The 17,672-nt window shown below is 59.3% G+C and carries 12 protein-coding genes; 1 reads left to right on the forward strand and 11 read right to left on the reverse strand.

Annotation, left to right across the window (positions count from 1 at the left end):
- Window positions 1–64 precede the first annotated feature (64 nt).
- From eprS to AC0ZWN_RS06975, 10 genes are all read right to left on the reverse strand, one after another.
- On the reverse strand, window positions 65–3,016 hold the full coding sequence (gene eprS, locus AC0ZWN_RS06930; RefSeq protein WP_476334515.1) for an autotransporter serine peptidase EprS: 2,952 nt from the start codon (window positions 3,014–3,016) through the stop codon (window positions 65–67).
- 437 nt (window positions 3,017–3,453) lie between these two features.
- Window positions 3,454–4,824, reverse strand: a complete 1,371-nt coding sequence (locus AC0ZWN_RS06935; protein ID WP_476334516.1) for a TolC family outer membrane protein — start codon at window positions 4,822–4,824, stop codon at window positions 3,454–3,456.
- 2 nt (window positions 4,825–4,826) lie between these two features.
- Window positions 4,827–6,176: an HlyD family type I secretion periplasmic adaptor subunit gene (locus tag AC0ZWN_RS06940; RefSeq protein WP_476334517.1), complete on the reverse strand. Its 1,350-nt coding sequence runs from the start codon at window positions 6,174–6,176 to the stop codon at window positions 4,827–4,829.
- Entirely contained in the window at window positions 6,173–7,948 is a 1,776-nt protein-coding gene (locus AC0ZWN_RS06945; RefSeq protein WP_476334518.1) for a type I secretion system permease/ATPase, read from the reverse strand. Before AC0ZWN_RS06945 ends, AC0ZWN_RS06940 begins: the two co-directional genes overlap by 4 nt.
- Window positions 7,949–8,157: 209 nt before the next feature.
- Entirely contained in the window at window positions 8,158–8,580 is a 423-nt protein-coding gene (locus tag AC0ZWN_RS06950) for an AprI/Inh family metalloprotease inhibitor (RefSeq protein ID WP_476334519.1), read from the reverse strand.
- A gap of 93 nt (window positions 8,581–8,673) precedes the next feature.
- The gene (locus AC0ZWN_RS06955) at window positions 8,674–10,119 is read right to left on the reverse strand and encodes a serralysin family metalloprotease (RefSeq protein ID WP_095049082.1); all 1,446 of its coding nucleotides are present in this window, start codon (window positions 10,117–10,119) and stop codon (window positions 8,674–8,676) included.
- Window positions 10,120–10,575: 456 nt separating this feature from the next.
- Window positions 10,576–11,661 carry a polyamine ABC transporter substrate-binding protein gene (locus AC0ZWN_RS06960; protein WP_160058009.1) on the reverse strand — a complete coding sequence of 362 codons (1,086 nt, stop codon included), beginning with the start codon at window positions 11,659–11,661 and terminating at the stop codon, window positions 10,576–10,578.
- 58 nt (window positions 11,662–11,719) lie between these two features.
- Window positions 11,720–12,064: a cupin domain-containing protein gene (locus AC0ZWN_RS06965; RefSeq protein WP_034154173.1), complete on the reverse strand. Its 345-nt coding sequence runs from the start codon at window positions 12,062–12,064 to the stop codon at window positions 11,720–11,722.
- A 42-nt stretch (window positions 12,065–12,106) separates the two neighbouring features.
- A complete protein-coding gene (locus AC0ZWN_RS06970) occupies window positions 12,107–13,513 on the reverse strand; it encodes an NAD(P)/FAD-dependent oxidoreductase (RefSeq protein WP_476334520.1) in 1,407 nt (468 codons plus the stop codon).
- 52 nt (window positions 13,514–13,565) lie between these two features.
- Window positions 13,566–14,381, reverse strand: a complete 816-nt coding sequence (locus AC0ZWN_RS06975) for a helix-turn-helix domain-containing protein (RefSeq protein WP_476334521.1) — start codon at window positions 14,379–14,381, stop codon at window positions 13,566–13,568.
- A gap of 263 nt (window positions 14,382–14,644) precedes the next feature.
- Here AC0ZWN_RS06975 and AC0ZWN_RS06980 point away from each other — a divergent pair, with 263 nt between their 5' ends.
- Entirely contained in the window at window positions 14,645–14,917 is a 273-nt protein-coding gene (locus AC0ZWN_RS06980; protein ID WP_038367758.1) for a DUF1652 domain-containing protein, read from the forward strand.
- Between the two features lie 49 nt (window positions 14,918–14,966).
- On the opposite strand, the gene AC0ZWN_RS06985 is transcribed toward AC0ZWN_RS06980, so the two are convergent.
- On the reverse strand, window positions 14,967–17,441 hold the full coding sequence (locus AC0ZWN_RS06985) for a UvrD-helicase domain-containing protein (protein WP_476334523.1): 2,475 nt from the start codon (window positions 17,439–17,441) through the stop codon (window positions 14,967–14,969).
- Between the last annotated feature and the right edge of the window lie 231 nt (window positions 17,442–17,672).

The raw sequence follows: 17,672 nt of genomic DNA on the forward strand, positions 1-17,672 counted from the left end.
GTCCAGTGACGCGGAGCGGCACGGGCTGCATTCCCACGCAGAGCGTGGGAACGATCAGCGTGGGTTAGAACTGCCAGTTCAGGCTCAAGCCAACGCCATGCAGCTTTTCGCGACTGGCCAGTTGTCCGTTGTAATCAAGGTTCACCCGTACATCGCGGCTCAGCGCCAGGCTGGCCTGCACGCCGACCAACGCCGCGTCACGCACCAGCGCAGAGCTTTCCACCGCGTACGGCGTGCCACCGCTGGCAAAGCGCAGATGCTGCTCGGAATCGATGTCGCTGAGGCTGTGCTGCCAGCCAAGATGGCCACTCACGTCGAGTGATTGCGCGGGCGAAAGATTGAACGTCTTGATCGCCCGCACGCCGAGGGTGCTCAGCACCGCGTCACGTTGATCGCCGGAGCTTTTCAACGCCGCAGCGTCGCCCTTCTCGGTCAAACCTTCAGTGTTCAGATGCACGTAAGCCAGGTTGGCGAATGGCTCCAGCGCCAGTGGTTGCAGGTGCAAGCGATAAGCCGCCTCGCCGAACACTTGTGTGGTCGCCGCATCGACCTTGGCTTTTTGTTTGGCACTGACGTTGCCGTATTGCAGGTCGCGTTTCACATCGGCGCGATGCCAGCTGTAGGCTGCGCCCGTGCTCAAGCGCCAGGCGCCGAGTTCACGGCCGGCGTACGCGCCGAGGTGATAGCTGTCGACCTTGGTCGAGGAATGCGTGCCCGAACCCATGCTCAGCGAACTGTCGCTGTAACCGCTGACCAGACCGATGCGCGTTTGCTCGTCCAGCGCGCCATCGACACCGGCCAGCAGCCCGCCAATCGAAGTGTTGTAGCCCGCCGTGTCGTGGCGCGAATCGGTCGTGCCCCAAGCGCCGAGCGCCTTGACCCAGCCATTGCTTTGCGCCGCATTGCTGTCGTGCAGACGCTCGCCCACCGCGTCGCGCAACTGGCGGCTGTCGTTGATCAGCATTGAACTCAACGCCGGGTAGATCTCGCCGCTCAACTGCTGGAACGCCTGTTGCGCAGAAGTCGCATCAGGTGAGCGCAACAGGCTTTCGTACACCGAGTTGCCCGCGCCCAAACCTTCGACGGCAGCGGCCACCGAGCGCTGATTCGGCGTTTGCCCGACGCTGGCGAAGCTGGTCGCGTTACGTTCGATGTCGAGCTGAATGCCATTGGCGGCGTAGTCGAGGCTGCCGCCGATAAACAGGTAATTCGGCAGCACGGCACCGAACTGGCCCTGAATGCCGCCGGCCGCTTGCAGGATGTCGTACTGGCGACCGAGCAGGCTTTGCGCCTCGGTGGTGCTGAGCAGCGTCGGGCTGTTTTCCAGCGACAGGCTGACCGTGGCGCCGCTGATGTTGGCGGTGCCGCCGGCAACGATGCGGTCGCTGCTGGTCGGCGACAGTTCAACAGCGTAAGTCGAGCCCGGCGCGAACGTCACATCGCCGGCCACGTTCAAGGTGCCGATGGAGTTGCCCGGCGCCACGCGAGCGCCGCTGTTGGCGGTCAACGCGCCAATCCGTCCGGAGCCGCCGAGGCTGCCGCTATCGTTCACCGTCACGGCAGAAGTCAGCGAGCCGTTGACCGTGAGCAAGCCACCATTGACCGTGGTTGCACCGCGATAGGTGTTGTCGCCGGTGAGGATCAACTGCCCGCCGCCGGATTTGATCAGGCTGCCTTGATAAATCCTGCTCGCCGCTGCCGCACCACGGGCAGTGCCGACCGCGTAATCGGTCTGATCCTGTTGACTGGCGCCCGCCGCAACGCCGTTCTGCCAGCCCTTGTCTTGCAGGGTTTGCTGCCAGGCGCTGTGCTCGGCGAGGTCTTCAGCCTGCCGCTGGCTAAGCGCCTTGTCGGAGATGTCATTGCTCCAGACATCGCGCTGCCCTGCCCCCAAGTTGGCATCAAACGCACCGAGCAATTGCCCTGGCCCGCGCATCGCCCGGTTCAGGTTGGCCACGCCCCAGCCGACCCGCTCGGTCGGCGCAGCGGTGACCGAGCCATCCAGTTGCGTTGCGGTAGTCAGCAGCACTTCGAGCGCCTGCTGATTGGTCATGTACGGGTAGCGTTCCATCACCAGCGCCAGTGCCCCGGTCGCATGCGGCGCCGACATTGAGGTGCCGGACTTGATCGCGTAATCACCCCCGGGAATGGTGCTGTCGATCTTCGCCCCCGGCGTGGTGATACACCAGTATTTGGCGAGGCCGCACTGGTTGTACTTTTGCTGATTGCTTTGATCGAGGCCCGACACGGCCAGCCAGTGGCCCTCCAGATCCGGCTGAAAATACGGCAGCGCCGAACGCACGCTGGCGTTCGGATAGCCGCTGTTGCCGGCGCTGAATACGTTGATCACGCCGCGCCGGGAAACATCCGCTGCCGCATCGAGCCAGGTGCCTTTATTCCAGTGCTGAGCGTACGCGGCGTGCAGATCGGCCAGTGTCCGGTAGCTGACATCCGGCGGCTGGCTGCCCCAACTGTTGTTGATCGCGCGCACGCCGGCATCGGCGAGGGCGTCGTATACCGCTTTGAAATAGCGCGGATCGGGGTTGGGGCCGAAGAGAAAACTGTCGTTTTTGTTGGTGTTGCCGACGTAGATTTGTGCGTTGTACGCCACGCCGTGCATGCCGGTACCGTCGCGTGAGGCGCCCATGGTGCCGACGACATGCGTGCCGTGGGAGTCGTTGTTGGGGTTGAGGGTGCCATTGACGTTGAACAGTGAACCGTCAATGTAGCTGCCGCTGGCCAGTACCGGGTGATAGCGGTCGCTGGCGAATTCCGGGTGGGCGGCATCGAAACCGGAGTCGAGGGCGCCGATTTTCACGCCTTTACCGGTGATGCCGGCGGCGTAGGCTTGCTCGGCCTGCATCCGGCTCAGGCCCCAGTCGCGGAGGAATTCGGCGCTGCGCCAACTGCCGGGATCGCCGGGTTGGCCGGTTTCAAGGTACTGGGCCTGAGCCTGGGTTGCGGAAATCACAAGCAGCAGGGTACCGACCGAAATTGGCTTGATGCGTACGTCCATGTTCACCACTCACTTTTATTGTTTTATGCAGGTTCTTTTGCGGTGTCGCCTGTTCCCCTCACCCCAGCCCTCTCCCCCAGGAGAGGGAGCTGACCGAGGTGTCTTACGGCATTCATCGAGCTGAAAAACCGCGTCGCTCATCCCCTCACCCCAGCCCTCTCCCTCAGGAGAGGGAGCTGACCGCGGTGTCTTGCGTCATGCATCGACCTGAAAGACCGGGTCGCTCATCCCCTCACCCCAGCCCTCTCCCTCAGGAGAGGGAGCTGACCGAGATGTCTTGCGTCATGCATCGACGTGAAAAACCGCGTCGATTGTGGATTCAGCTGGTCTCGCATCGACCTGAAAAACCGGCTCGATGTTGGATTCGGTGCCGCTCGTTCAGGTCGGTGTACTTCTGCAATATCCCCGGAACGGTCCCCTCTCCCCCTGGGAGAGGGTTAGGGTGAGGGCTGTTGAGCGACCACAAATGCCTCATCCACCCGCGCCAGATCCTGCTCGTTCAAGGTCCCGGCGTAGTAATGCAACTTGGTCCAGGCCATCAAATAGTCGTACCGCGCCTGCGCCAGATCGCGGCGCGTGGTGAACAACTGCTGCTCGGCGTTCAACGCGTCGAGGTTGGTCCGCTCACCACCGAGGATGCTTTGCTTGGTGGACACCACCAGCGCTTCCGCCGAGCTCAGCGCTTTCTGATAAGCGCGCAATTTGCTCACCCCGGACAAACAAGCGCTGAACTGACGACGCAGTTCAATCAACGTCTCACGCGTCTTGCCATCAAGCTCGTACTGCGCCTGCTCCATAGTGCGGCTGGCCTGACGCGTCGACGCCGACACCCCGCCACCGGCATACAGCGGCACACTGACTTCAAAACCGATGGTGTTGGTTTCATAGCGCTGGTTGTAGGTGTTGCCACTTTCCGATTCGTTCTGGCGCATCGAGGCATAGGCGCTGACTTTCGGCAAATGCCCGGCACGATTGCGCTCCACTTCATACCGCGCGACTTCCACGGCCTGACGTTGCGAGGCCAGATTCGGGTTATTGCTCACCGCCATTTCATGCCAGGTGTCGTAATTGGCAGGCATCAGCGCGAAAGTCTGGAAGTTCTGATCGAGCGGCGCCAGATCCCCGATGTCCACCGCCGGCGTGCCGACCAGTGCACCGAGTTCCCGTAGTGCGGCGTCCTGTTCGTTGCGCGCCTCGATCTCCTCGGCGGTCGCCAGTTCATAGCGCGACTCGGCCTCAAGAATATCGGTACGCGTGCCCTCGCCCTGCTTGAACATGTGTTCGTTCTGCTGGAACTGCTGCTCGTACGCCTTCTTCTTCGCCTGAGCGATATCGATCTGGTCCTGCGCGAACAGTGCCTTGGTGTAGTTGTCCAGTACGCGAACCAGCAACTCCTGGCTCTTACCGCGAAAGTTCTCGTCGGCAAACAACGATTGCGCGACACCTTTGCGATACGCGGCATAAGCCTCGTAGTCGAGCAACGGTTGTTGCAGGGTCAGCGCCGAGCCGTAACTGCTGTAGTTACGATCGTCGGTACGGTTACGCGCGCGCTCATCGAGAGACGTCGCTTTCGACGAGTTGCGCCCCTTGTTGTAGGTGTAACCGATGCGCGGCAACAGGCCGGCGCGGCCTATGGCGCGGTTTTCCAGGCCGGCATCGCGTTCCTTTATTGCGCCGAGGAACACCGGGTCATTGCGCAACGCCTGTTCGTAGATCTCGAACGGCCCCATGGCCGCCACTGCCGAGTGACTCGCGAGCAGCAAGAATGCTGCTGCGAGCGTGGAAAGCTTATTCATACAGCCGAACATCCTTATTCTTCGGTCAGCGCAGAGCCGGCCCGGTCAAGCAGCGGTTTGAACAGATAGTTGAGCAGTGAACGCTCGCCCGTACGCACGAACATTTCTGCCGGCATGCCGGGCTTGATCACCAGACCGTTGAGTTTTTCCATGGCCTGGTCGCTGACACTGCTGCGCAACACGTAGTACGGCACGCCGGTTTTCTCATCGACCATCTGGTCGGCGGAAATCAGGCTGACTTCGCCCGGTACACGCGGGGTTTTGCTCTGGTTGAACGCGGTAAACAGGATGTCCACCGGCAAATGCGCGCCAACCTTGTCGATCAGGTTGATCGGCAAGTGCCCTTCCACTTCCAGCGTCGTGCCTTGCGGGACGATCTCCAGCAATGTTTCGCCCTGACGCACCACCGCGCCCTCAGTGTGCACGCCGAGATTGACCGCCACGCCATCGGCAGTGGCGATGATTTCGCTGTGTTGCAGATCGAAACCGGCGGAAGTCAGTTGCTCCGACAGAGTCACGCTTTTCAGCTGCGCGTCGGCCAGTTGCGTACGGACCTCCTTCTGATACTCCTCGGCGTGCTGTTGCAGTTTCAGCCGCGACTCGAGGATGCCCTGCTCGACCCGGCCGCTTTCGCCGGTGTTTTCCGCCAGTTGCTGCTGCACTTGCGACAGTTGCCTCTGGTACTCCATCAAGCGGTTACGCGGGATGTAGCCGTTGTCGGCCAGCGGTTGCAAGTTGCTCAACTGCTGTTGCAGCGAGTCGGCCTGGGCATTGAGATCGGTACGGGCGCGGCGCATGCCGGCCAGTTGTGCGGTGGCGCCTTCGATGCTCGCACGCAGTCCGGCCTGCTCGCGGTAGTAAGCCTCGCGACGGCTGCTGAACAGTTGCCGCTGACCTTCCAGCACCAGCGCCAGGCGCGGATCCGGGTCATTGCTCAGCTCGGCGGGAAAGGTCACTTGCTTGAGGTTGTCGCGCTCGGCCTGCCAGCGCGCAAGGCTGGCCCAGGCCATGCGGTATTGCGCCTGCAACGACTGCACGTCAGCGGCGACTTGCGTCTGGTCGAGGCGGAACAGCGGCTGGCCCTGCTTGACGATTTCGCCTTCGCGCACCAGGATCCGGCTGACCACGCCGCTGCTCATCGACTGCACGGCTTTGCGCTTGCCCGACACAACGACCGTGCCTTGCACCGGAATACCTTGATCCAGCGGCGCCAGGGCCGCCCAGGTGAAGAAACTGCCGGCGCCAACGATCGCCAGAACCCAGCCCATGCGCGCGAAAAACTTCGCATCGCGCTCCGGGCGTTCGGTGATGTAGGCGTGCTCCATGCTCGCTTCGTTTTCAGTGTTCGTGCTTGCGCTGCTCATACACCCGAATTCCTTGTCGAGGGCTGATACTGTCGGCTCATGCTGAGCCCGCCCGGTGCCGGTGCAGCTTTTTCCCGTTGTTGTTCTTGCTGGCCGGAAAGTGCCTTGAGCACGTCCTGACTCGGGCCGAAGGCTTGCAAACGCCCGTCATTGAGCACCAGCAGTTTGTCGGCCTGGGCCAACACCGAAGAACGGTGCGTGACCAGCACCACCGTAGTGCCTTGGGCTTTGAGCGCGGCGATGGCGCTGGCCAGTGCCGCTTCACCGACGGTGTCGAGGTTGGAATTCGGCTCATCCAGCACCACTAGACTCGGCGTGCCGTACATTGAACGCGCCAGTGCCACACGCTGCTTCTGGCCGCCGGACAAACCACTGCCGTCCTCGCCCAGTTGCGTGTCGTAGCCTTGCGGCAGGCGCAGGATCATTTCGTGGACGCCGGCCTGTTGCGCAGCGGCGACGACTTTCTGCGGATCGGCCTCGCTGAAACGCGCAATGTTCTCGGCGATGCTGCCGCTGAACAGCTCGATGTCTTGCGGCAGATAACCGATATAGGGACCGAGTTGGTCGCGGTTCCAGCGATGGATATCCGCGCCATCGAGACGCACGGTGCCGCCGAGGGTAGGCCAGACCCCGACCAGCACACGGGCCAGCGTCGACTTGCCGGAACCGGAAGCACCCAGCACACCCAGCACTTCACCGGCGCCCAAGTTGAAATTGACCATCTGCAAAGTCGCCGCACGTTGTCCCGGTGGGCCGGCGCTGACCTGTTCGAAAGTGATCTGGCCTTTCGGCGGCGGCAGCGCCATGGCGTCGTCGCTGGGCGGGAACGCTTGCAGCAAGGCATCGAGACGGCGGTAAGCCAGCTTCGCCCCGCTCCATTGCTTCCACACCGCGATCAATTGGTCGATCGGGCTGAGCACGCGGCCCATCAGGATCGAACCGGCGATCATCATCCCGGCGGTCATGTCGCCTTTGATCACCAACAAAGCACCCAAGCCCAAGACCAATGACTGCAGGCACAGGCGCAGGGTTTTGCTCAACGAGCTGATCACCGCACCGGTGTCACTGGCCTGGTTTTGCAGGCCGAGGAAACGCGAATGCACCTGGAACCAGCGCTTGCGCAGTGAGCCGAGCATGCCCATCGCCTGAATGGTTTCGGCGTTGTGCAAATGGCTGGTGGCTAACTGGCTGGACTTCTGCGAGTAACCGGCGGCTTCGCCCAGCGGCTTTTTGGTCATGTATTCGTTGAGGCAGGCCAGCCCGATCAGCAACAGTGCGCCCGCTGTTGCGAGGACGCCGAGCCAGACGTTGAACAGGTAAATCACAAACAGGTAGACCGGGAACCACGGCGCATCGAAAAACGCGAAGAGCGCCGGCCCGGTGACGAATTGGCGAATGTGCGTCAGATCGCCCAGCGACTGCCCGGCGTTGCCCTCGCCCTTGAACAGGTTGCGTTCGAATGCCGCCTGGTAAACCCGCAGGTTGAAGCGGCGCTCCAACTGACTGCCGATGCGGATGACGATAAAGCTGCGGATCACTTCCAGCATGCCGATGAAGGCAAAGAAGCCGACGACCATCAACGACAGCATTGCCAGGGTCGTTTCGTTCTGCGACGACAGCACCCGGTCATAGACCTGGAGCATATAGATGGAGGGCACCAGCATCAGCACGTTAATCAGTGCGGTAAAGCAGCCGACGCTGATCAGAATACTTTTATAGTCACCCAATGCCTTGAATAAGGGAGCGGTGGCTGGGGCCTTCGCCATCTTCATCGATTCTTCCTGAAATGATTGGACCCGCCACACTTGGGCGAGGCTTCAATTAATGTTCCGCTTACCTGCGAAAGATGACTTGCAAGTACCCGCTTACACTTTCATAACAACTTGCGTAATTAATTGCGGTGCAGTTGTCAGTCCGCGCTGCTTATAACCATAGCGTGGCGCTTTATATTAAAACTTTGTCGCGTTCTGGATAATCAAGGTTATTGCGCCACGCGCTCAAGGGTAATCATCAAGCCAGACTTCAAAGTAGTCTGATAAAACCCGTCACGTTGTCGACTGAAAAACTGGATTCTTGAACCTTCCTCGCCGGTGATCGACAGGCCGTCCGGATCGGGAAACCAGCCGATCGGGGTTGCTTCAAGCCATGCTCCGAGGCAGTCAGCACCTTTGCTCAAGGTTTTGTTTGCCTGCAATTCGACGATGCACGTGTTCGAAGGCTTGTCCTGGTGCTTTTGCGCTTTTGCATCATCAGAACGCTCTGACAATGTCGCTTGCCACTGCCCCGCAAACACCGAGGGCTCTTCAAGTCTGAGGCTGCTTGCCATACCGGTTTCTCCTGAAATCATGATGAGCGCCGCCGAGAGCCACGCCATTGCCTTGTAGGTAAAAGCTTTATAGATCATAGGAATATTCGCTCCGGCGTGTAGCCTTGCTTACCGAGCAACACGATGCAAGTGGAGAAAGCGACGTATCACACGCCGCTTTCCACTTCTACATCACGCCACGATGTCGCTGGTCGCTGCCTGGCCAACGGTGCTGACCTGGAAGTCCGCCACGCCGTGCCCGGAGAAGTCCACCGACAGCAGGCTATTGCCGCCCGACGAAGTCAGGATGGCGTCGCCGGCAGAACCGGTGAAGCTGCTGACGAAATGCAGGCCGGCACCGTTGGTGATACCGGTCAGATCGATTTTGTCCAGACCGCTGACGAAATCGAGGATCTGATCGATTGCACCTGGCTTGGAGTCAGAGCTGGCAGCGAACACAAACGTGTCCGAACCGGCACCGCCCCACAGCTTGTCAGCACCACCGCCACCCCAAAGGATGTCGTTGCCGGCACCGCCCTTGAGTTCGTTGGCCACGCTGTTGCCGATCAACAGATCGTTGCCGGAACCACCGATAGCGTTCTCGATGATCGCGCCTTTGGCGATGGATACGTTACCCACCATGCCGCCAACGTCGGAGAACGAGGCGTCTTTGAGGTTGATCTTCTGGTTCTGGGTGAAGCCCGAGAAGTCCAGAGTATCCTTGCCGCCCGCGTCCCACACCGAGAACACCACTTTGTCACTCGACGACGAAGCGCTGAGGAAATCACGGCCAGTGTTGGAGTTGAAGCCGTAGGTGGTGTCACCGGTACGGGTGGTGGTGTTGGCACCGTAGAGCTTCTGGATGGCAGCGATATCGTCCATCAGCGGGCCGGACGAATACGCTTCGACACCGCCCTTGCTGAAGTTCTGACTGGTGTTGCTTTCGCTCCAGTAGCTCATGACGCTATAGCCGCGAGTGTCTTGGCCGTAGGACGCGTCGTTGTAGGTCGGATTGCCATTCCCGGCGTTGTAGTCACCAGGGTGAGCGAGGCCCAGACTGTGGCCGATTTCGTGAGTCAGGGTCTGACGACCGTAGTTGTTCAGATCCGGATTCTTGTTCTGCGTGTAGCCACTGTTGATCAGGTACCACGAGGTGCCGTCATAACCGGCGCCGGTGCCTGGCAGATAGGCGAACGCTGCAGCGCCATCCTGGCCACCGCTGTAGTTACCGAAGGTCATGTGGCCGTCACCACCAGAGGCTTTCTCGGTGAAGGTCACGTTGGCCACGTCAGCCCACGATTGCATGGCGAGCTTGGCTTGGGCTTGTTGTTGTGCACTGAACTGACTGAACCCAGTGATCCCGTGCTTGTTCATCGTGCTGGACGATGCCGAGGTCAGGAACGTATAGGTGAGTTCGATCTTGCCGCTGCCATCCTTGTCCTGGTAGGCAGCGCCGTCGCGCAGCAACTGGGTTGCGGCCTGGTCGACGGAAAAGGAGGGTTTGCCATTGACCGTGAGGTTGCCGCCACGATCGTATTGATGGCTGAAGCTATTGATCTGGTTGTACGCCGAGCTGAAGGCTGACAGCTGGAAAGCCTGTTCGGCGGTATCAATAGCATTCGTTTTAACTTTCGACATAAACACACTTCCTTGTTTAGCAATGGAACAGTTTTTGTCCGATAGGACTCTCTCTGGCGAGATCGTCCTATCACTCGCCCAATGAAGGCGTAAGAAACCTGACACAATTTGAAATCTGCCGTAAAGGATTTTTTTGAGATCAAGTCGAGCTGTTTCCGGAAACTGCCGTAAACAAAGCGTGCGAGGTCGAAAGAATGTTTTAGTTGCGGAGCTTTTGCCTAATTGTCTGACGATTTTCTATTTAAATATTAAATATGGGTAAGTTGTTTTTTGTTAGGCGCGTCTCACTTTCCTGCACTTTATTAGTGCAATGACATTGTATTGATATCAACCAGATTGCTCGCCCAAACTGTAGGAGCTGACGAGTGAAACGAGGCTGCGATCTTTTGACTTTGCCTTTCAAAAGCAAGATCAAAAGATCGCAGCCTGCGGCAGCTCCTACAGGGGAAAAGCGGGTCAGCTACCCGTGCGGATCTTGTTCCACACCCGCGTGCGGATCCGGTCAATGTTCAACGGCATCGCCTCCAGCGCAAACAGTTTGCCCATCATCTCCGGGCTCGGGTAAACCTTGGTGTCGTTCTTGATCGCCGGGTCGATCAGGCTGTCCGCCTGCTCATTGCCATTGGCGTAGTGCACATAGTTGCTGATGCCGGCCATTACGTCCGGGCGCAGCAGGTAGTTCATGAAGGCGTAACCGGCCTTCTCGTCCGGCGCATCGGCCGGCATGGCGACCATGTCGAACCAGATGGCTGCGCCTTCCTTGGGAATGTTGTAGCCGATGTCGACACCATTCTTGGCTTCCTTGGCGCGGTTCTCGGCCTGCAGGATGTCGCCGGAGAAACCGACCGCCACGCAGATGTCGCCGTTGGCCAGGTCGCTGGTGTATTTCGAGGAGTGGAAATAGCTGACGTAAGGCCGGACTTTCATCAGTAGCGCTTCGGCTTTTTTATAGTCCTCGGGATTTTTGCTGTGGTGTGGCAGACCCAGGTAGTTGAGCGCCGCCGGCAGTAATTCCGGGCCGTTGTCGAGGATCGCCACACCGCACTTCTGCAGTTTTTCCATGTACTCGGGCTTGAAGATCAGGTCCCAGGAGTCCACGGGTGCGTTGTCGCCCAGCACCGCTTTGACCTTGGCGATGTTGTAGCCGATGCCGGTGCTGCCCCACAGATAAGGGAAGCCGTGTTCGTTGTTCGGGTCATTGGTCTGTAGCGCTTTGAGCAGCACCGGATTGAGGTTCTTCCAGTTCGGCAGCTGGCTCTTGTCGAGTTTCTTCAGCGCCCCGCCCTGAATCTGCCGGGCCATGAAGTGGTTGGACGGAAACACCACGTCGTACCCGGATTTACCGGTCATCAACTTGCCGTCGAGGGTTTCGTTGCTGTCGTAGACGTCATAGGTGACCCCCACACCCGTCTCTTTTTCGAAGTTCTTGGTGGTGTCCGGCGCGATGTAGTCGGACCAGTTGTAAACCTTGACCGTTTCCGCTGCCTGAGCAAGGGAAACGGCGAGCATCAGCGGTGCCAGAGCGAGGGTCTTGCGGATCATGGATCGATTCCTGTGTGGGTTTTCTTTTTTGTTGGCAGGCAATCAAAGGATCAAACAATCAGAAAATCAGCACGTAGCTCTTGCGCACGGTTTCCTGGATATCCCAGACACCGAGCGTGTTGGCCGGCAACATCAGTGCGTCGCCACCTTGTATGTGCAGGGTTTCGCCGCCACCGTCGGGGGTGAACGTGCAGCGCCCGGAAATGAAATGGCAGAACTCCTGCGCGGTGATCTGCCGACGCCAGCGCCCGGGCGTGCATTCCCAGACGCCGGTTTCGACGCCGTCATCGCGCTCGACGCTGGTGGTCGAAGCAATCGCCACCGGTTCGCCGAGGGGCACGGCCACCGGGTTGGACTCATCCAGTTGCAGGGTTGCGGTGTTTTTAAACTGGGTAATGCTCATGGTCTGACCTGTCTTTTGGGCTTTCTTAAAGTAAATCGACGTTCAATGCATGAAGCCTTCCATGAAACCCGCCACCTGGCTGGCGAGCTTGCGCCGCCATGGCGCGGTCGCCGGGTTGGCCAGGGTCTGGTCTTCGTGGACGAAACTTTTGATGATCGCGTTGTAGCCCAACCAGCGGCATGGCTCCGGCTCCCACGCGCGCAGCGCATGAATGCCACCATCCGGAAGCACCCACGGTTGCTGAGTCAGTTCGGTGTCGCGCTCAAGAATCAAGTCCGCCAGGGTGCGCCCGCCGAGATTGCTAGCGCCGACGCCCTCCCCGCCATATCCGCCGGACAACGCGATGCCGTTGGCACGATCGCAAAGCATGTGCGGTTTGAAGTGCCGGGACATCCCGAGGTTGCCGCCCCAGGCGTGGGTGATCTGCACGTTTTTCAGTTGCGGGAACAGTTCGCCGAACAGATAACGGCGCAACTCGACTTCATCACGAGTCAGATCAAAGTTATGGCGCAGCTTGCCAGCGAACTGGTAACCGCCACGGGCGCCGAAGATCAGCCGATTGTCGGCGCTGCGCTGGCCGTAAGTGACCTGACGACTGAATTCGCTGAACGCCTGACCACGGTTGAGGCCAATTTCGTCCCAAGTCGCGGCAGACAATGGCTCGGTGGCGACAATCAGGCTTTGCACCGGTAGCTGATAGCGGCCCAGCGGGGGCAAGGTCACCGAATAACCTTCGACGGCTGGCACAATCCAGCGACTGCGCACGGAGGCTTTCGCCGTGCGTAGACTGCCCGACTGCCAATGGGTAACCGGGCTGTTTTCGTAGATCTTCACGCCCATGCTCTGCACGGTGCGCGCCAGGCCGCGCACCAGTTTCGCCGGGTGGATGGTCGCCACGTGCGGCGCGTAAATCCCGCCATAAGGCTTGGCGACGCGGATCTGCTGGGCCAGTTGCTCGGGGCTGAGCCAACGATAATCGTCGTCGGTCAGGCCTTGGGCGTGCAGTTTGCCCAAGTACTCGCGCAGAGAGGCTTCTTGTTCCGGATAACGCGCCGCGCAGTACAACACGCCGCCCTTGCGGTAATCGCAATCGATGCCTTCGCGTTCGAGGACGACTTCCACTTCATCGGGAATGCTGTGCAGCAGATCAAAGGAAGCGCGGCGCTGTTCCGGCGAGAGGCCGGCCAACAACCGATCTTCGCCGAGCAGGTTGCCCATCAACCAGCCGCCATTGCGACCGGAAGCGCCGAAACCGGCGGTCTGTGCTTCGACAATCGCGATGTCGAGCCCCGGCGCAAGCTTCTTCAGGTAGTACGCGGTCCACAGCCCGGTGTAACCGGCGCCGATGATCGCCACGTCGACGTCCAGATCTCGCTCAAGCTCGGGCCGCGCGGTCAGCGGCTCATCGAGTTGGTCCATCCACAAACTGATAGTGCGCCACGCCGGCATGCAAGACTCCGCCACTGAAATTCTTCGATGGCGTCGATCCTAGTGGCTGTGCTCAGTGGATGTCTTGCGCGCGTGCCCGCAAAGAAATTTGTTTGGCGTAAGCCTTCGGCGACTGGCCGGTGTGCTGGCGGAAACAGCTGTAGAACGCCGATAACGAATTGAAACCCGCAGCGAAAGCCAGTTCATCGATGCGCACCGGCGGCGCGGCGTTATCGAGCGAGCGCAGCAGATGTTGCAGGCGCGCCTGATTGACGTAGCGATAGAAGCTTTGCCCAAGCACCTGATTGAGCAGATAGGAAATCTGATTGCGGCTGTACCCGCACTCCTTCGCCACCCGCTGCAAATCGAGTTCGGGATCGAGGTACGGTTGCTGTTTTTCGAAGTACTGCTGCAGGTCTTCGGCCATGAAGCTCAACTGACGCGGCGACAAGCCCAGGCGACTGACTGCCGGGCGCTGACTTGACGAGGCCTTGCCAGCAGTTTGCGTGCGCACCAGCGAAGCGTATTCGTTGACGCGCCAGATCAGCCCGTCCCTGACCGTGAGCGCCTCGCTGGAGCGAAACGACACCAGACCGTCGCCGCCGCGCAAGGTCACTTCGTATTGGATGAATGCGGTGTTGCCGTCGACGCGAATGCGGTCGCAATGCTCAAGCAGTTCGTCGGATTCTCGCGGCATGCTGACGCGCACGTACTCGCGTAACTCGTTGAGGCCGAGCACGCGGTTCTGGAAGAAATCGTTGTACTGAATGTCCGGATGATACAGCGCCATGACGCTGTCGAGGTCGCGGTGTTTCCAGCTCAGGTGATAGCGCATGACCGTTGCAGCCGTGGCTTGGGTCTGTACAGGGCCGTCGTCGTCGGCGTGCATAAAAGGCTCGGCGCAAAAAACCCGAGCTTGCCCAAGTTCGCCACAGGCTTCAATGACTAATCCGTAATGGCGTTTTGGCGATGATTGCGTAGGCCGTGACTTACATCAAAAAATGCGAAGCAATCGCAAAATGAACTGAAAAATCTCACAGGAATTTCACATGCGGATGCTACTTTTAATGTCAGTCACCGGTTGAGCCAATGAAGGCTCTTCCCACCTAACATGAGCAAACGGAAGCGCTCGATGAAGAAGGCGGGCAACATATGAATAAAGGGTCAAGCAAAGTCACGTTTCCCAACGCATGCCAGTTGATGCGCTGGCATTTCCATCCGATGGGTTTCGAGGCAACGATGGACGCACCGGGCAGTATGATCGCCCGACTGTTCGATCGTGCCAGCGGCGAAACCATGATCGCTATCGCCGGGATCCCGTGCGCGACGGTGATGAATGCAGCGGATGTCGAGCGAATCATCGAGGCTGTGGAGGACGAGCTGGAAGCGTTCGTTCCTCCGGAGTCTCTCAGGAGTTACGCGTAAGCTTATGATTTAAAACGAAAAGCCCGCAGCGATGCGGGCTTTTTTGTGTTCACGCGGTTTGCTTGGCGGTGCGGTGATCAATGAAGAACGGCTTGCCCTTGGCCACCCGGTCGGACGCCCGGGGCATGTTCACCGCTTGCGCTTCCTGCGGTTCGACATACCAGTAGCAATGGCTGACCGCCCGCGTGATGCCGACATACGCCAGGCGCAGGATTTCGTCTTTTTGCGCCGTGTCGTAGGGCTCGCTGTCGCCCGACTTGCCCAGTCCCGCCATGCGATAGACCTGATTCTTGTAGGGCGAACTGGTCAGATGCTGGCAATCGCCGAGCAGAAACACCGCGTCAGCCTGCAAGCCTTTGGCGCTGTGGTAGGTCAGTTGCTTCAGGCGTCGCGCTTCGTAAGGCAATCTCGAATCCACATTAACTACTGACTGAATATGCTCTTCAATCAATAACTTATCGCTGCTTTTTCGATAAAGCATCAAGATCGAATGACCTTGACGATAATGTTCGGCAAGGCGCTGGCCCAAGGCCTGATCGTCGCGTTCCAGCACGTTGACCGGTTGCAACGGCTTGGGTGCGCCGCTGGCCTTGGCTTTTTTGCCCGGGATCGCCGGTGCCGCGCGAACGATATGTTCAGCGGCATCAATGATGTGCTGGTGACTGCGGTAGTTATCACTGAGCATTACCCGCGTAGTGCTCGGCGACGGGAACTCCTTGTCGAACGCCATGAAATAACTCGGCGAACTGCCGCGCCAACCGTAAATCGACTGCCAGTCATCACCGACGCACAGCAGCGACGAACGCTGCGCGCCCCGCCCGACGTGCATGGCCGGGCCACGACTGCGGATTTCCGTCAGACTTGCGCGAATCCACGAGACGATCTGTGGTGAAACGTCCTGAAATTCGTCGATCATCAAGTGCGACAACGGCCTAAGTAACTCGTCGCTCAACAGCTTGAGGTTCTCCGGTGAATGCTCGCTGAACAGCGCGAACATGCGGTTGTAGGTCATGATCGGCGGTTTCTGATCGAGCAAATGATCTTCAAAGGCGCGCCAGAACAGACTCAAGGCCTCAAAGAAGAAACGATCCGGGTCGTCCTTGGCGAAACTCATGCGACCGACCGCGTCAGGCACATCCAGGCCGAGGTTCTCGATGAAGCCTGCCGCCGCCACAAAACAGTCGAGCAATGGCGCGGAAGCCAGCTCACCCTTGACCTTGTAATCGAAGCCCGGCCCGGCACTGGCATCGCCTGCCAATGTAGCCAGAACACGTTTTGATGACTCATAACTATCAAGCCAAATCAAAGGCTTACGACAGAAAGCTTGAAACAGGGTGCGCTTGACTGCCCACTCTGCGCGCACGCTGAGCTTGGCGTTTGGCCGACTGACCTGCGGGTTTTCCCGCGGATCGAAACCGAGCACCACCCACGCATCCAAGCTCGGAATGTAACCATGACAATGAAATTTCGCGCCGTTGATATCGAAACTCTGCCGATTCGGCTCAATGCCTTTGATCGGCCAGGCACCCGCGCGGAACCACAGATCTTCGATAGCGTCGCACAGCTCTTCGTCGCGCCGCGATGCCAGCTCCGTTACCGCGACGCGCTTCTGCACATCCGGGTGATCACGCTCCAGCTCCTTGAGCTGCAAACCGGCGCGGGACAGTGGCTGAATCAAATGTCGAAAACGCTCGTCCTCGTTGAACAAGCGGTGATAGCAGGCGTTGAGTTGCTGACGTTGCGCATCGTTGATGCGCAGGTCGAACGGATTACTGTCGACCTCCTCTTCAGCACCCTGAACTCGATGACTGAGGTTTTCAAAGGCCTGCAAGCGCTCGAAACCCGGCAAGCTGCGCACCATCGGCAGGATGCGCGAGTGGAAGGTGCGCACTAGTTCGCGTGCCTGGCGCAGGTTCAGCGCCTGCCCCCAGAGCGCGAACAGCTCGATCAGTTTGTTGATGAAATCCTTGCGCGACTCGCGGGTGAAGGTCACTACGGTCATCGAATCCAGCTCAAAACCCAGATAGTGGTTGAGCAACAGAATACGCAGGACCAGCGTGGTGGACTTACCCGCGCCCGCGCCGGCAACCACCGAGGTTGACGGGGTTTCGCTGAAAATCATCTTCCATTGCGCGGTACTTGGCTGAGCATGCTCAGGCAACAAACGGGCAACATCGGCCTTCATGCGTTTTTTCAACTCGGCCGTCAACGGCAGGCGCCAATCATCGAACAGATGATTGTCGACGCTGGGCGGGCGATGCTCGGTGTTGCGGCTGTCACGGATCAGCAGCACCTGCCGGCCCTCTTCCAGCCCCTCAAGCTTGCCTTCCTTAAAGCCATATTCGACGCCAGCGATATGGCCACTGCGGAAACCATCGGCCTGACCGTGCAACCACGACGCACGGTGCTGCGCGCGCAGTCGGGTCAAACCGTGGCCGAAGAAGCGTGCAGCCAGGCGTTTGAACCATGGCATCTCGGCCAAGGGGCGAAGTTCGGGAGGAAGATCGGGGGTGTGTTGCGCCACGCTGACGGGCTCCAGTGTGTGAGGCTGTTGCGGCTATGGTGTCTGTATTTGCCGCTCAGTTCTAGCGAAATGCTTTCAGGTCATTGGTTTAGGCGATGAACTGAAGGTGGGATGAGATGCTTCACAACTATTTTCTTATCGAGTATTTCGATTATAACGCCGCACTTTTTACGCTTTTTATCGATTATTGACTGATAGATGATGGCCGTCATAAACCACCGGTCCCGCGTC

It is taken from the genome of Pseudomonas sp. 3B-A001-10F (assembly GCF_056313565.1).

Coding starts and splice junctions, on each gene's coding strand:
- eprS (WP_476334515.1), bottom strand. CDS start 3,016: ATGGACGTACGCATCAAGCCAATTTCGGTCGGTACCCTGCTGCTTGTG.
- AC0ZWN_RS06935 (WP_476334516.1), bottom strand. CDS start 4,824: ATGTTCGGCTGTATGAATAAGCTTTCCACGCTCGCAGCAGCATTCTTG.
- AC0ZWN_RS06940 (WP_476334517.1), bottom strand. CDS start 6,176: ATGAGCAGCGCAAGCACGAACACTGAAAACGAAGCGAGCATGGAGCAC.
- AC0ZWN_RS06945 (WP_476334518.1), bottom strand. CDS start 7,948: ATGAAGATGGCGAAGGCCCCAGCCACCGCTCCCTTATTCAAGGCATTG.
- AC0ZWN_RS06950 (WP_476334519.1), bottom strand. CDS start 8,580: ATGATCTATAAAGCTTTTACCTACAAGGCAATGGCGTGGCTCTCGGCG.
- AC0ZWN_RS06955 (WP_095049082.1), bottom strand. CDS start 10,119: ATGTCGAAAGTTAAAACGAATGCTATTGATACCGCCGAACAGGCTTTC.
- AC0ZWN_RS06960 (WP_160058009.1), bottom strand. CDS start 11,661: ATGATCCGCAAGACCCTCGCTCTGGCACCGCTGATGCTCGCCGTTTCC.
- AC0ZWN_RS06965 (WP_034154173.1), bottom strand. CDS start 12,064: ATGAGCATTACCCAGTTTAAAAACACCGCAACCCTGCAACTGGATGAG.
- AC0ZWN_RS06970 (WP_476334520.1), bottom strand. CDS start 13,513: ATGCCGGCGTGGCGCACTATCAGTTTGTGGATGGACCAACTCGATGAG.
- AC0ZWN_RS06975 (WP_476334521.1), bottom strand. CDS start 14,381: ATGCACGCCGACGACGACGGCCCTGTACAGACCCAAGCCACGGCTGCA.
- AC0ZWN_RS06980 (WP_038367758.1), top strand. CDS start 14,645: ATGAATAAAGGGTCAAGCAAAGTCACGTTTCCCAACGCATGCCAGTTG.